This is a genomic window from Fangia hongkongensis FSC776 = DSM 21703 (assembly GCF_000379445.1).
GTDB lineage: Bacteria > Pseudomonadota > Gammaproteobacteria > Francisellales > Francisellaceae > Fangia > Fangia hongkongensis.
Map to the genome: position 1 here is coordinate 55,675 of NZ_KB902271.1, position 16,941 is coordinate 72,615.

The following is a 16,941-nucleotide window of genomic DNA, read 5'->3' on the forward strand; positions in this document are numbered from 1 at the left end:
TTCAACGGATAATACAACCCATTTTACATTTGATCTTTAAACTGCCAGTGCGAAGTAATCACCTCATCGAATGCACTTTGGCTTTCTTTGTTTTGAATATCATAAACCCCATCCTCACTGCGAAATTGCTCCATTGCCTGAAGCAAATAATACAGCTCTTTTTGCTCGATAAGCGCATCTTCTGTGCTAATAGTATCAAGCTTTGAGGCATCATTTTCAAAATAGTTCTCAACAGTCAAATCATACTCATCGCCCAGACTTTTAATCACCAAATGCCCAAGATCACGATAGAAATATAAACTCTCAGCGCTCATACCATCTAAATGAAGCCAGTCTTCATCATCACTATCTGAGCGATTATCTATCACAGTATTTGTGGCATTTTTCATATCTACGCGATAAAAATCATCGCCTTCACCGCCTTGTAAATAATTCTCCTCACCCTTTTTGGCAATAAGCTTGTCATTACCCTCACCACCATAAAGCTGATCAGAACCATTTGCAACCAAACGATCATCTCCTTCTTCACCATGAAACTGGTCTTGACCTTCTTTTCGCGCTTTTAAAATATCATTGCCAGCACCACTATAAATGAGATTACTCCCACCTTGCGTATAGATGCAATCATCACCATCACTTAAATATATCTCATCATCACCTTTGCCTGTATAAACGATCACTTTGCTACCATAATCAGTGGTTAGCATATCGTCTCCTTGACCTAAATAAATATGGTACTCGCCTTCCTCAAGGATAATTTCATCATCACCGTGACCTGCATAAATCCGATAAGTGCCTTGACCATAGCCTTCAATATAATCATCTCCCATTCCGCCATATACAAGATTCGTACCACCATCCATCGTCAACATATCACTCCCGCGGCCTAAGCGAATCTCATTTTCACCGCCTTCAATATACACTTCATCATCACCTTTAGCGGTATATAGCTGATTGTTACCACCTGCAATTTCAACCACATCATCTCCAGCCCCACTATAGATTATATTATTACCACTCCCAAGAATAATTTCATCGTCTCCGCCTCTGGTATGAAGGGTGTTATCTCCATTGCCAAGTGTAACAAAATCATCTCCAGATCGTGTTGAAATGATATTATCACCATCACCCAATTGAATGTCATTATTCCCTTTACCTAAGCTAATTTGCTTGTTGCCATCTTTTCCTTCAATAACATTGTCCCCGCCTTTTGCCTGAATAACATCATCCCCATTTCCAATAGACAGATAATTATCGCCCCCTTTAACATCGATTTGATCATCTCCATCAAAACTATAGAGCACATCATCCTTATTGCTTCCTTGATAGTGAACCGCCTCATTCATATCAATAACATTGTAATGGGAGTCAATAAGTGATGAAAGTGAATACTCATGACCTGCCATCAAGAGCTTATCAACACTTTGACCTTGAAAATACCCCTCCAAAGTGACTTTAGTCATCTCATAGCCTGTCTCATCATACTCAGCGAGGTACAAGTGACTATCAGATGTTAGGATATGCAAAGCTGATAAGCTAAGCGCATTTAACTGAAGCGTATCCTCATCATTTCGCGCATCTGCCATAATGTTGGTATACTCACCACTGGCAACAATATAGCGATCGGCGCCTTCACCACCAAAAAGCGTATTATGCCCTTTTTTGCCTACTAGAATATCACTTCCTGCACCACCAAAGAGCTCGTTATCATAGTCATTACCAAATAAGCTATCATCTCCAGCTCCAGCAAAGGCAGTACTTTCACCCTGATAAAACAAACGTATAACTTCATTTTTATCACTACCATGCACTTCTTTCATATTACTTTGAATATGAAAAGGGGTTAACAGCTGGTGGGTATGATCCAATACACGACCATCAGCAAAAGAAAATTCATAATAGTGCGAAACAGCTTCCCCATTTCTCTCATAAAAGAAATTATCTATCACAAGCTCACTTTGATGATAGTTATCTTTAATTCTCAAATCATCTTGATAGCGAATAAAATCAAGATCAGAGAATGTGGTTTGATCAGAGAATATAATTGTATCTGAACCACCCCATAGTGACTTGGAGGTAAAAGCCCCATAAATAACACTATCAAATTTCGCTTCTGTAAGAAAAAAAGTATTATGACCCGATTCACCAGTGGCTATATTCTTCCCACTACCAATATAGATCGCATCATCACCCTTCCCACCATATAAGCGATTATCTCCCGTGCCACCATCGAGTACATCATTGCCATCACCACCAGATAATTCATCATTTCCTGCACCCCCTTGCAAATAATCATCACCTTCATTTCCTGTCAGCGTATCGTCACCGCCAAGCCCAATTAATGTATCATTGGCAATACCACCAGAATAAACATCATTTCCCTCGGTTCCATGATAGTGATAGCTAAAAGGCGCTGGATTGAGCACACCATCTTCTCTTTGCCAAATTGTGCCATCGGAAAACTGAACGGTATTGAGCTTCGCCCTTTTAAGAAGATCAGAATCCTCTACCATATAATGATCAGGATAGGTGTATTTATCCTCATAATAAAAGCCCTTCACAGTGATGCTCTCTGTATCTGAAAGAGAAAGCATAAGATCATAATCAAAGCGTGTGACTGTAACATCTTCTGGCTTGATTCCTGATAAAAATACCAGCGTATCTTCATATAAATCTAATGGTGATGTGCGCGGTGCAATATGATCGTCAACATTTGCTGAGATCCCTGCTGCATAGAGATCTCTACTGGTACTAAAGACATTCGCATTTTTTAAAATCGTATCATGACCATCGCCTCTTGAGTAATAATAAGTATTTTTGTTATGGGAGCCACTGATAATCTGATCATCTCCTCGACCGCCTGTTACAAATGTGTGAAACTGATTTAAATACTGAGGTTGTCTCTCAAACCACATATCCTGATCATAAACTGCCTTTGGTGCTGCCCCCGCAAGTATAATATCATTACCATCACCACCATAAAGTTTATCATTGCCGTAGACCCCGCCATCTAAAATATCATCGCCTTCACCACCATAAATAACATCACTTCCCTGAAATCCATTTAAATAGTCATTCCCCTCTCCACCTTGAAGATAATCATCGCCTTGAGAAGCCAAAAGTGTATCGTTACCCTCACCCCCAAAAAGCTCAAACCCATCTGGCCTATAGTAAAACTTCCACTGTCCAGCTCGCTTGGTATCAATCGTATCATCCCCCTCATCACCATACACTTTGCTGCCTGTTACTGACTTCCCATAAACATAAATCTGATCATTACCATCACCGCCATAAATAACATCACCCGCATCATAAGTATAAATAACATCATCTCCCTCAAAGGCATAAACCATCTCCTGAAGCTCTGTTGCTATGATATTATCAGCCTCGCTTGTCCCCAAGGTTGGCAACTGGAAAATCTCATCGTTTGAGCGATATTCATGCTCATCAAAATAAAATGTTTTAAGCTTATAATTCTTGGTATAAAACTGCTCAATTGTTATCTGATCAAGTGGATTATTCTCAAAAGATAGAACTAAATCACTTCCTTCTTTTTGAAGGATAACATCCTCTTTTGAAACACCTTGAATCTGTAGGTAGTCTTGATGGTCACTTGTAGTATGGCCTGCAAAAATGCTATCTCTGCCATCGCCAGAGCGATAGATATACTGACTACTTGTATTATCTGCACTTATTATCTCATCATTTCCTTTTCCGCCTAAAATGTCGTTTCTTTTAAAGCTATCTTTAGCACCTTCTGGCGCTTTTACAATAATCTGATCATCACCATCACCTGTAAGCAGAGTGTCATTACCATTTATCTCAATCGTATTATCTGCATTTCCTGTCACGATAAAGCTCTGATTACCCTTTGCAGCAATAAAATGCTCGGCATCTACAGCTTCTTTGTTACCAATGATTATCTCAAATGTCGGATCGTTGGCATGCAAAATACCCTGATCAAAGCTAAACCCTGAAAAAGAGCCACCGTAAAAGTGATATGCTCCATGCTGAGAAACGGCCTCTTTTACTTCAAAAGAGGCACCTTTCAGTATATCAACCAGCGTGCTTTTGGCATCAAAACCAAGCTCATTTAAAATTCCCTTTTTGTCATTATCTATCGCTAAAAGTGCTTCTACTGCCTTTTCAGGGTTATGAGCTATTTCACTTGCAAAATGAGACTCAAGGCCTGAGAAATCGACCACTATATTGCCTGAAGGATCTCTTTTTAGTTGAAGATGTTGAATATGGCTTTGGTATTCACCTTGTCGATAAATAGCTTCTTCAACAGACTCTATAAGCGCATTATAGCTTCTCTCAAGCCATACTTTTTGCGCAAGAACAATCATAATATTGCTATCATTCAGCACATGGCTTTGGTTATTTTCAAGCGCAATGACACTCTGAAATATACCACAGTTGACATGCAAAACACTTCTATTTAGCCCTTCGGTCACAGAATAATCAAACAATCGCCCATGATTAAAGCGCTCCAAAACTTGAAGCTTGTCTAAAAACCCCTGCATATCATCACTTAAATCAAATGAAACAGACGCGCCATTATTAAAGCTTTTGCCATCAAGCTCTGATACGGCCGACTCAAACCCTTCACTCACTTCTGACCAAGCATAAACCAGCTGTTCAATATATTCCTTTTTCTGTAAATAGTTACTTTCACTCTCAATCTTATCAATAATGGCAAAGATCTCAGGGTTAATTAGCACCGCTTGTGATAAATCTCTAATCGCACCAGAGCCTTTCATATTAAAAGGCAGGCTATCAAATTGTGCTATTTCATCCTCAAACTGGTGATCAAAATCCGTAGTAAATTCACGGTAAAAACGATTGGTATCAAAATCTAGTGAGCCAAGTGCATTTTCATCTCCCGCTGTATTTTTAAAGGTACTTTCCTTGGCAATAATACCCGCGGCGGTATCCTCACGAATCACCTTTGCATTTAGATCAAGCTCATCCACCTGATCAGCTAAATTGGATATTTCACCCTCATCCACCAATGCGTTTTGGTTATGATCCTGCCAAATTTTAAGTGTCTCAAAAGCCTCATCTTCAGCATCTATTTTACCATCTTGATTAGTGTCAAGATCAGCTAATGCATCAAAGCCATCTTGTGCTTTTGAACCATCTGATTTTAAGGTATTCTCTCCAAAGAGCTCACTGTCATCATCAATATTGCCATTTTGATTCAAATCTCTCACCAAAAGGCCATCATCCTTGCCTACCCAGCCGGTGCCATGTTTCACCCCATCACCATCATGATCAAAAAGAATGCCCTGATCAGCTGCGATAGTTTCAATACCATCACCATCTAAATCAAGTACAATCGGATCACTGCCAATAATCACGTTAGCGGCATTTCTAAAGAACTCAGCCACCTCAAAATAAATAGCATATTGCGAAGTAATCCACTGATCAAAAATATCATAAACAATGTCTGAAAACATGATCTCATAACTTTCAGAGAGTTCAGTATCTGTGTAATTATCCATTGAACTGGCAAAGTGATTAAGATTACTAAGCTCTCCCATTAAAGTTTCTTTCTTCTCAAGCAAGTCATGATATTCCCCCAGAAGCTCAGGTTGATCAGATATCAATGCCCCATTAACAATATGCGTGCTCTTTGAAAGTGTTTTCATAATCTCAGCAATACGGTTGTCTATACGCTCTACATTCTCATAAATGGCATTAGCTTCCCTATCGACAAGCTCAGTATTCAGCTTTTTAGGAATCAAATTACCATTACTGTCGTATTGCATATAGGCTGTAGTGGAAATTTTATGATTTATCATTGCACCAAGGCTTGTGCCATCTGGGTTGGCTAGAGGTATTGTTTGAGAAATATGCTCTGGATTGAATCGTTCAATTGGGTCATTTGGGTTACTAAACGCTTTTCCTGTTTCAGCAATATAGCGCTGAGATTTCTCGTATAGTGCTCTATCTTCAGCTGAAGCATTCTCAATTTTACTTTCGACAATATTTTTTCCACTCAATCCATTATAAGTTACCACTTTTGTCTCAGCTTTGTGGTTTGTTATCACCGCTGCAGTTTCAGCAAGACCACCACCTAGAGACTGCCCTGTATGTGTGACAACAGGCTTTTCACCCCCTTCTGATACTTGAGATTCAATAACACTGGATGAAAAGCCAATAGCATCATCTGTTTGCTTGCTCATAGCTTCAACGCCAGTCGCAATTCCTATTCCATTAACAGAGTCCATCCCAGTAAAGCTATCTGTTCCTCGATGAACAATTACAGTTTCCTTGCTTTTAATATGCGTTACTGCAACACCATAATAACCTGAATTAACAGAGTCAGGGTTTCTCACTGCACTTGTTGTTGTTAATGTATAATTTTGTAAGGTTTCACGATAGTGTTCCGGCCTTTTTTCTATATTAGCAAGAGTGTCACTTAACGCACTATCTGTTTTGGCTCGCTGTCGTATTTCTTGGCGAATTTCGCCATTTTGATTGTAAAATACATCATGAATAGTAGGCTCTACTTCACCTATATCCGCATCAAAATTAATATAACTTAGCTCACTTAATACCGCCGCATCTCGATCAGTTACTTGTCTAGCACTACTCATTATACACGCTCCCGCTTATCTTTAGATTGCTCTTTATTTTTCTGCTGTAATACTTCTTCTTTAGGGTAAAACCAAGTAATAAACTGGGCAATATCTTGAGGTGAGTGAATCTTATCGATATCATCATAACGAACAAAGCCATATTCATTGGCCTTTGGATTGTTAGGGTCCTTTTTCATTCGCCTTGCATCAATATTAAGATCGGCGATTCGCGCTTTTTTATACTGATGCCATAATGCCTGAGTTAACTGCCCAGCTAGCTGATTAATATCCCTGCCCGGTAAGTAGTAAAATGAATACTCAATATTGATATCAGAAAAACCCTTTTTCTTGAGCATTTGTATCAAATCATAGGTTTGCACTTCCATTCTCTTAAGCGATTGCTGTGTTAATGGAAAATTAAAAGCAACATCAACGCCAATTTTTAAATGCTTACCATATTCTCTCACCCAGTCATTTAATGACAGTCGCCTGCTGTGAAGTGCATACAAGGCATCTTCATTACCAAAGACAGTACCAGAGCCGACCCCAACAACACCATGCTCTGGGCTAATTCTCTCCATATAAGGTTGAATCATCGCCCACGCCTGAATGCTGATTTGTTTACGCAAATATCCATCCACCATCCGCTTACTATGAGGCCCTGACAGCATCACATTAAAAACAAATTGTGGCTTTCCTTTTGGGTAGGCTCCATATTGATATATATTTGCCTCGCTCGCATAACGCCCTGATCCTGACTTAATTTCAAAATCCTTGTTATATTTCTCCTTCAGTAATTGTTGTGCATACACTCCTACTTTTGCAATTTGATACTTTTCATAACATCTCCAAATACTCACCAGCAGTAGTATAAATACAATAACAGCAACAATACTTAACAGGGTTATCCACGCCTTGGCTTTTTTGCGCTGCAAAATAATCCGTTTTTGCGCTTGCTCGTCACTTAGATCCTTTTCACTCATCGCTCAATCACTTTATTCTATTGATTACATAAGCTATCAATACATTAATAGCTGCCCCGCATGGTTAGTTTTATTCTCTAACCATGTAAGTCTAGCTCAAAAGATAAAAGAGTGAAAAACAGACAAAAAACAGTGCTTTTACTGTTACATTTTAGTCCATCTATTAATCCATGATTTGATGGCACTTAACTTTGAAGCATCACTTAAATTTGCATCCATATAATCACATGAATAAGGCCAATTACGAATCCATGTCAACTGCCTTTTTGCAAGCTGTCTTGTTGCAACAATGCTCTTATAAACAAAATCATCATAGCTAATATCACCTTGAAGATATTGCCATGCTTGACGATAACCAACTGAGCGCATTGATGGTAAATCAACATCCATTTTATCATGCTGAAAAAGTGCCTCTACTTCTTCTAGAAAACCCATTTTCAGCATTTGCTGAAAGCGCATTTCAATTTTTTTATGTAGCTTGGCTCTATCCTCTGGCACAAATGCCATCACCTTCAAGCTCTCGCCTATACCGCCTTTTTTTTGCTCTGTTGCAATAAGCTCGGAATAGGCCTTATTTGCACTTAAAGTAATTTCAAGCGCACGCTGCACACGCTGAGTATCCGTTGCAGATAAACTCGTTGCACTAGTGGGATCTTTCTCCTTTAGTAGTTGATAACTTTCACTAAGTGATTGCTCACGCACCTTTTTTCGTATTACCGGGTCAACTTCAGGCAAAGAAGATATTCCTTCAACCAGCCCCTTTAGATAAAGCATCGTCCCGCCAACAAAAAGGACATTTTTCCCCTGTTGCCAAATAGCATCAATCAGTACTTTCGCATCGTCGATAAAACGGCTAACTGAATAACTCTCCCATGGCTCAATAATATCAATTAAATGATGCTTGACTCCTTCTTGCTCTTCAATGCTTGGTTTGGCTGTACCAATATCCATTCTTTTATAAACAAGGGCTGAATCAACGCTAATAATCTCAGCATTAAGACACTTCGCAAGTTCAATAGATACGCTGGTTTTTCCTGCTGCTGTGGGACCTGTTATTGCAAATATTGGCTGTGATTTAGCCATTTGTTTGCAAAATGTGTTGATTAATCTCAACTGGAATTTCATGGTGAAGCGCCTGAACATAATCATTTGCTTCTATGGTGGCATAGTTATTTTGAAGTGCTTGAGTATTTTGATTGCTAGGTTTACCTTTAATGACTTTTGTCAGTGAAAATACCCAAAACGCCTCTTTATCGCGAACCACTTCATATTGCCCTTTTGGCGCTTTAAACACAGCCGTTAAAATCGCCTCTGGCAAATTATCATCCCGTGAAATGGTTTTATTCTGTCCTTTTGATAAACCAGATGGTGTTTTATCAGCGTTAAGCTCATCTTTAACTTGCTGAGCTTCCTTTTTAGCAAGTGCAAGTGACTGCTCTACAACATAGGCTTTTTTAACTTTCTCTTTGACATCCGCAAAAGCCAACGTATGCGCTGGATTAATGTTATCAACGCGATAAATAATACCCGAGCTTTGTCCCTGCGTTACAAAACCTTGCTTCTTATCATGTTCAAAAATACTCTGTTGTAACTTCGCATTGCCTTCAACACCATAACTACTGTCGCCCATTGAAAAAGCTTTTGATTTTTCTACTTTAAGCTTATTGTCACTCACCACCTGCTTAAACTGGGTGTTATTCATGCTTGTCAGCACCTCATTAAACTTCTCACGTGCAGCACGATTCGCTAAAATCTTACGAACAACAGGGCTTGCCTCCTCTAAACTCATCGGTTTTGGTGCACTAATGGTTTTTAGCACCACATACTCATTCTCAGTCAACTCTTTAACAGGAGAAGCCTTAGTGAGTTGAAATAAAATAAAATCACTATAACTTTTAGCATCTTGAGCTGTTATATTTTGAATGGGCTTTTCTGTCAGCTCTTTTTTCTGCGCTGGTGATAAAAGCTCACCTTTTTCAAGTGCTGTAACGATAGCGTCTTTATCTTTTGCCTCTTTTTTAATTGTCACAACCACACCTGAGCGCATTTCTGCTGTTGTAAGAAACGCTTTATTCTGATTGTAATAACTTTGAATGTCTGCCGTTGTTACTTTATCTGGCTGAGCAAACTGCGTGCTTGCCAATGAGACATAAGAGATTACAGCCGACTCAGGTACATGATAATGCTCTTTATGGGACAGATAATATGCTTTTAACGCTTTATCACTGACATCAACATTTTTCTTATAGTCTTTTGCATCAAATGTGTAATAGTGTATAACACGCTTTTGCTTTTCTAATGCAATATAAGCAGTTTGCTCAGCTGGCAGCACAAAGCCACTTCCAATAACCGGATTTAAAATACTGGATGTTAAAAGGTTACTTGCAATCATAGATTTAATTGCACCAGCGCCACCATAATATTGCGCAATTTCATCAAACTTTTTCGCCGAGTATTTACCATTATCCTGAAAAGCTGGATTCGCAAATATTGCACTACTTACGGCACCTTGTGTAATACTAACACCTGATTTTTTCGCATCTTGCTGCAATAATGCCTGATCAACGAGCTGGTTTAATGTTTTTTTCGCTAATGCTTTTTGATCGCCACCTGAAGCACTTGTATTTTGCTGTAGCATCTGGCGATAACTATTCTCAGAAATCTGTGCATCACCAACTTTAGCTACCGCTTGTGGAGAAACACCGCCTGAAACAAAAAAATAACTAATTCCGGTTAACACAAAAACGGCACCAACAACAATGATGATAATCCAAGTAACCCAGCCTTTAAATTTGTCATTAATTGATTGCAACATAATATAGAAAAAACCTTCTAAGCTTATTTATCAATCTAGCTTACTACGCTTATAAATCACAGCGGCCATTATAAGCCTGCCAGTGTCAGTGTAATAACCCAGAAAATATCTTTATTTACGATTGGTATATTATCATGCCAATGCAAAAAAGGCATGCTCCGCATGCCTTTAATGTTTATTATTCTTTCAACTTAGAAGCCTAGCTAAAGCTAAGCTTACAATAGATGCTTAGTTTACAGCATCTTTAAGTAATTTACCTGCTTTAAACGCTGGCGACTTAGATGCTTTAATTTTCATCTTCTCACCAGTTTTTGGGTTACGTCCATCACGTGCAGCTCTTTCACGAACTTGAAATGAACCGAAACCAACAAGCGTTACAGTGTCACCTTTTTTAAGTGCATTTGTAATTGCATCAATTGCAGCATCCAAGGCGCGATGAGCGACCTCTTTTTTGACATCAGCATCTTTTGCAATCGCATTAACTAATTCACTCTTATTCACAAGCCTTTTCCTCTTTCGTTAGTTGATAAAACATTACCCAAACCCAGCTAAGCCAAGTTGTTACGCTAATTTATAGCAAGCGATTAAAGGCACGTCAACTCGATTGATTGCGAATTTACAGTTTTTTCATCAATTCTGCACAAAAAGCGCTCTAGATAAGACTTCATCGATGGTTTTTACTGGAATAATCGCCAATCCCTCTTTGACATTATCTGGAATTTCTTGCAGATCTTTTTCGTTGTCTTTTGGAATAAGCACTGTAGTAATTCCACCTCGAAGTGCCGCAAGAAGCTTCTCTTTTAAGCCACCAATTGGAAGCACATCACCTCTTAGTGTAATCTCACCTGTCATCGCAACTTCTTTACGCACAGGTTTGCCACTCATTGCAGAGAGCATCGCTGTACACATCGCAATACCTGCACTTGGGCCATCTTTTGGTGTTGCACCTTCAGGCACATGGATATGGAAATCATGATGATCATAAAAATCATCCTTCACGCCAAACTCTTTTGCCTTAGTACGCACAACGGTCATCGCCGCGTGAATGGACTCCTCCATCACTTCACCAAGCTTACCTGTTGTTTTGAGTTTACCTTTACCGCTCACCGCAACTGCCTCAATTGTCAGCAAATCACCGCCCACTTCAGTCCAAGCAAGTCCTGTGACTTGACCAACGGCATTTTGCTCTTGCGCCAAACCATAGTCATAGCGCTTCACACCAAGATAATCATTTAGATTTTTACTGGTGATACGAACCGCCTTGGCTTTTGTTTTTTTCGTCGTTGATGATTTGTCCTTCTTATTTGTCAGCAATATTTTCTTAACTGTCTTTCTGCAAAGTTTATTGATCTCCTGCTGCAAGCGTCTCACCCCAGCTTCACGCGTGTAATAGCGGATAATATCCATAATAACCGCTTTATCTATTGTGATTTCACTCTCTTTTAGACCGTTATCTTTTATTGCTTTTGGAACAAGATAATTCAGTGCAATATTCATCTTTTCATCTTCGGTGTAACCGGAAAGATAAATAATTTCCATACGATCACGAAGTGCATCTGGAATGTTTAAACTATTGGCAGTTGCCACAAACATTACATCTGAAAGATCATAATCTACCTCAAGGTAGTGATCATTGAATGTATTATTTTGCTCTGGATCTAATACCTCAAGCATAGCAGAAGCCGGATCGCCTCTAAAATCTGCCGACATTTTATCGATTTCGTCCAGAAGAAATAATGGATTATTAACACCTGCCTTGGTAATTTTTTGCATAATTTGCCCAGGCAGTGCACCAATATAGGTACGTCTATGTCCACGAATTTCTGCTTCATCTTTGACACCACCTAGCGCCATTCGGACATATTTTCTTCCAGTTGCGCGCGCAATTGATTGTCCCAGTGAGGTTTTTCCCACACCCGGCGGGCCCACCAAACATAAAATCGGGCCTTTTATTTTTTTCATCCTTTGCTGAACCGCTAAATACTCAACAATCCGCTCTTTGACCTTTTCCAAACCAAAGTGATCCTCATCAAGCACTTTCTCCGCCTGCAAAAGATCTTTTTTCACACGTGTTTTCTTTGTCCATGGTAAATTCACAAGCGTTTCAACATAATTGCGTGAAACATTTGCCTCAGCAGAAGATGGCGGCATTGATTTGAGCTTTTTAAGTTCGCCATAAGCCTTCTCTGTTGCCTCTTTCGACATTTTAGCTTGATCAACTTTTTCTTTTAACAAATCCTGCTCTTGTGCATCATCAATATCGCCTAGCTCTTTATAAATAGCTTTGATCTGCTCATTGAGATAATATTCACGTTGATTTTTCTCAACTTGAGACTTCACTCGATCTTTAATATTCTTCTCAAGCTCCAGAACATCAATTTCAGCCATTAATAATTGCAGCAAATAAGAAGCTCTATCTTTGATATTTTCAAATGCCAACACCTTTTGTTTCTTATCAACTGCTGCTTGAATTTGCGCGGCAATCGTATCAATTAAACGCCCAAGGTGTGTGTCTGACATAATGGACGAAAGCACTTCTTTTGAAATTTGCCCACTCATCTCAGCAAGGTTTTTAAAGCTTGAAAGCAGCGCTTTAATAAAACCTTTCTCGTCTGATTGTGACAGCTCATCTTTACTCTTAAGGAGGTGTAGTTGTGCTGCAATAAACGCCATATCATCATGATATTCTTGCACTTTAGCTCTTTGCACACCCTCTACCAGCACCTTAAATGTCCCATCAGGTAACTTCATTAATTGCAGAATTTTGGCATAGGTTCCAATATTGTATAAATCTTTTGCCACAGGGTTATCAATGCTGTCTGAGGTTTGTGTAACCAATAAAATCTTCTGTTTGGTTGCATGCGCCTCATTAATTGCTGCAATTGATTTTTCTCTACCAACAAATAACGGAACTGCCATATAGGGATAAACCACAATATCACGAAGAGGGACAACAGGAACCAACTCATTAATTTCTGTCATTTCTTCTACATTTGTATGCATTTGATCCTCAACTGTTATCTCTTTACTCATTAGATGCCAACCTAAATTCTGCCTGATCCTGTAAAATAACAAGTGGCTGATTTTTACCATTAATCACATCCGCATCGACAACCACTTTCTCAACATTGTCAATAGATGGCGCCTCAAACATAACATCTAATAATGCATTTTCTAAAATCGAGCGCAGGCCTCTGGCACCTGTCTTTCTCTTTATTGCCTGATGTGCCGCCGCTTTAATTGCATCGTCAGTGAACTCAACTTTCACCTCTTCAATTTCAAAAAGCTTGGTATATTGCTTAATAAGTGCATTTTTAGGCTCGGTTAAAATTCGCATTAGGGCATCTTCATCGAGCTCTTCTAAAATAGCCATAACCGGCAAACGACCAATCAGCTCAGGAATAAGCCCAAATTTAACCAAATCCTCAGGTTCTGCTTGTAGCATTAAACGGTTATGAACGGCTGGATCATCACTACTGAAAACTTGCGCGCCAAAACCAATGCCCGATTTTTCAGTTCTTTGTTGAATCACCGACTCAATGCCTGCAAAAGCACCACCACAGATAAAGAGAATATTGGTTGTATCAACCTGCTCTAAATCTTGTTGCGGGTGTTTGCGCCCTCCTTTTGGTGGCACAGAGGCTACTGTACCCTCAATCAGTTTTAAAAGCGCTTGTTGCACCCCTTCACCAGAGACATCTCGTGTGATTGATGGATTCTCAGATTTACGTGCGATCTTATCAATCTCATCGATATAGATAATCCCTCTTTGAGCGCGCTTAACATCATAATCTGCATTTTGAAGTAGCTTTTGGATAACATTTTCCACATCTTCACCAACATAGCCAGCTTCAGTTAAAGTTGTTGCATCTGCTATGGCAAATGGAACATCTAACATCTTAGCCAGTGTCTGCGCTAAAAGCGTTTTCCCTGAACCGGTTGGACCCAAAAGCAAGATGTTACTTTTAGACAATGAAACATCATCGCCATTACTGTCTTTTGGATTGAAGATACGTTTATAATGGTTATATACAGCAACAGCAAGCACCTTTTTAGGGGTGTTCTGACCAATTACATATTGATCTAGGTGTGCTTTAATCTCCATTGGCTTTGGCAACTCTTTAGGCTCTTTGCCAAAAGCATCTTCACCTGCCTCTTTGATGTCTTGTTCAATAATTCCTTCACATAAATCAACACATTCATTACAAATATAAACAGAAGGCCCAGCAATCAGTTTTTTGACTTCATGCTGCGACTTACCACAAAAAGAGCAATAAAGGGTTTTATTCGATCCAGAATCACTCCCCCCATCGCCTCTTCTTTTTCTTGGCATAGAAATTACCTCATTTTGTATATCATATTTATCAAAACTCAACTATAGATGAGAGTAAAATTGTGCTTTTCAAGCAAAATAAGTAAAAGAGCTTCTCTTCATCGATATTATTAAGATTTAGCAATACCGGCTCTTGTCTCAATCACTTCATCAATCAAGCCATAGGTTTTTGCCTCTTCGGCCATCATGAAGTTATCTCTGTCTGTATCTTGAACCATCTGCTCATAGCTTTTTCCAGTATGACTTGCAAGCACCTGATTTAAGCGCTCTTTAATTCTAAGCATGTTTCGCGCATGGATTTCAACATCCGATGCCTGACCTCTAAAGCCACCTAATGGCTGGTGAATCATAATCTGAGAATGCGGTAAACTATAGCGTTTACCTTTTGTGCCAGCGGCCAGTAAAACCGCGCCCATACTTGCAGCAAGACCAATGCAAATTGTGCTTACATTTGGCTTAATGAACTGCATAGTGTCATACACACCCATTCCTGCTGTGACTGAACCGCCCGGAGAGTTGATATAAAAATAAATATCTTTATCTGGGTTTTCTGACTCCAAAAATAAAAGCTGTGCAATGACAAGATTAGCCGAAGTGTCATTCACCTCACCATTTAAAAAAATAATACGTTCTTTTAACAATCTTGAGTAAATATCAAATGATCGCTCACCGCGAGAAGTTTGCTCAATTACCATTGGCACTAAATTATTTGTTATCATCTATTCCACCTTTATGTCTATCTATTAACCTACACTGTCAATAGGCTGTGCTTCTTCTATTTTCTTTGCTTTTCTCATGCATTAAAAACCAAAAAAAGCCACGATTGTGGCTTATAGTGTAATTTGAATATAATGAGATTACTAGTGTTTTAGCCGCGCTAATTACATCATTGGTTGCTGTGGCATTGTGTTTCTAATTAAATCGAAGAAATCTTCTTTTTCATCTTCAACTTTAGCCTGATCACACACCCAGTCAACAAGCTTATTCTCAATGACAACCGCTTTAATATTGTCAAATTCTTTTTTGTCTTTTTTAACATGTGTGCGTACTTCATCAGCATCTTCATAAACAGAAGCCATCTCTTCAATCATCGCATCGATTGAAGCTTCATCCGCTTCAAATTTTTGCTGATCTACAATTGCATTGATAATTAGACCAAGCTTCACATCATGTTTTGCTTTTTCTTCAAAAATATTATCAGGAATATCTTCTGCCTTAAGCTTAGCATTAGCACCGCCCATGCGCTTTAAAAGATCATTTTTAGCACGATCGATTTCTCTTTTTACTAACGCTTTTGGCACTTCAACTTCAATCGCTTTTACCAAACCATCAAACACTTGTGATTTAACCTTGCGCTGTGTGGCAGCTTTAAGCTCACGCGCCATATTCTGTTTGATTTCAGTATAAAACTCTTCTTCGCCGCCTTTGATACCAAATTTCTCAACGAACTCAGCATCGATCTCAGGCAAACTTGCTTCTTTGATATCTTTAACAATAATATCAAACTCAGCTTCTTTACCCTTTAGCTCTTCATTTTGATAATCTTCAGGGAAAGTCACTGTAATCGTTTTCTCTTGGTCTTTTTTCATGCCAACGATTCCCTCTTCAAAACCAGGGATCATTTGACCTGAGCCAATGGTTACCTCAGAGGCATCAGCAGAGCCACCTTCAAAAACTTCACCATCAACACGACCGACAAAATCAATCGTCACTTTGTCTTCTTCTTTGACTTCACGATCAACTTCATTCCACGTAGCCAACTGCTTGCGAAGATTTGCAATCATTTTCTCATGTTCTTTCTCACCAAGCTCAACAACTGGTTTTTTCACTTCAATCGTGTCTAATTTCTCAATAGCAATCTCTGGGAAAAGCTCAACATCAACATTGAACTTAAGCTCTTTACCTTCTTCATTTTGAACAATCTCAACTTCCACACCAGCTGCGTTTAGTTTTTCATCTTCAATTGCTTTTGCATATTTCGCTGGTAAAACATCACCAAGCACTTCAAAGCGAACTTGCTCACCGTATTTTTTCTTAATAACACCAGCTGGCACCTTGCCCGGTCTAAAACCATCAACACGTGCAGTCTTTGCAATTTTTTTAATGCGCTTAGACACTTCCTGATCAACTTCACTTGCAGGAATCTCAACATTTAAAATGCAGTGAATACCTTCTTTTTTCTCAACTGATACTTGCATTATTTATCCTTAGTTTTACTTATGA

At 39.1% G+C, this 16,941-nt stretch carries 9 protein-coding genes; all 9 read right to left on the reverse strand.

All coding sequences use genetic code 11. The features are described 5' to 3' along the window. Positions 1-23: 23 nt before the first annotated feature. Positions 24-6,605, reverse strand: a complete 6,582-nt coding sequence (locus tag A37Q_RS0110930; protein ID WP_018300312.1) for a calcium-binding protein — start codon at positions 6,603-6,605, stop codon at positions 24-26. Next, positions 6,605-7,570, reverse strand: a complete 966-nt coding sequence (locus A37Q_RS0110935) for a hypothetical protein (protein ID WP_018300313.1) — start codon at positions 7,568-7,570, stop codon at positions 6,605-6,607. Before A37Q_RS0110935 ends, A37Q_RS0110930 begins: the two co-directional genes overlap by 1 nt. 144 nt (positions 7,571-7,714) lie before the next feature. After that, entirely contained in the window at positions 7,715-8,653 is a 939-nt protein-coding gene (miaA, locus tag A37Q_RS0110940) for a tRNA (adenosine(37)-N6)-dimethylallyltransferase MiaA (protein WP_018300314.1), read from the reverse strand. After that, positions 8,646-10,385 (reverse strand): SurA N-terminal domain-containing protein, encoded by a 1,740-nt coding sequence (locus A37Q_RS0110945; protein ID WP_018300315.1) that lies wholly within the window; start codon positions 10,383-10,385, stop codon positions 8,646-8,648. The genes miaA and A37Q_RS0110945 overlap by 8 nt, the downstream gene beginning before the upstream one ends. Positions 10,386-10,613: 228 nt before the next feature. Continuing rightward, positions 10,614-10,886 (reverse strand): HU family DNA-binding protein, encoded by a 273-nt coding sequence (locus A37Q_RS0110950; protein WP_018300316.1) that lies wholly within the window; start codon positions 10,884-10,886, stop codon positions 10,614-10,616. 129 nt (positions 10,887-11,015) lie between these two features. Next, positions 11,016-13,418, reverse strand: coding sequence for an endopeptidase La (gene lon, locus A37Q_RS0110955; RefSeq protein ID WP_018300317.1), 2,403 nt, complete (start codon positions 13,416-13,418; stop codon positions 11,016-11,018). Further along, positions 13,411-14,718 carry an ATP-dependent Clp protease ATP-binding subunit ClpX gene (gene clpX / locus A37Q_RS0110960; protein ID WP_018300318.1) on the reverse strand — a complete coding sequence of 436 codons (1,308 nt, stop codon included), beginning with the start codon at positions 14,716-14,718 and terminating at the stop codon, positions 13,411-13,413. Before clpX ends, lon begins: the two co-directional genes overlap by 8 nt. A 110-nt stretch (positions 14,719-14,828) precedes the next feature. Next, positions 14,829-15,437, reverse strand: coding sequence for an ATP-dependent Clp endopeptidase proteolytic subunit ClpP (gene clpP / locus A37Q_RS0110965; protein WP_018300319.1), 609 nt, complete (start codon positions 15,435-15,437; stop codon positions 14,829-14,831). A 162-nt stretch (positions 15,438-15,599) separates the two neighbouring features. Further along, on the reverse strand, positions 15,600-16,916 hold the full coding sequence (tig, locus tag A37Q_RS0110970; RefSeq protein WP_018300320.1) for a trigger factor: 1,317 nt from the start codon (positions 16,914-16,916) through the stop codon (positions 15,600-15,602). Positions 16,917-16,941: the final 25 nt, after the last annotated feature.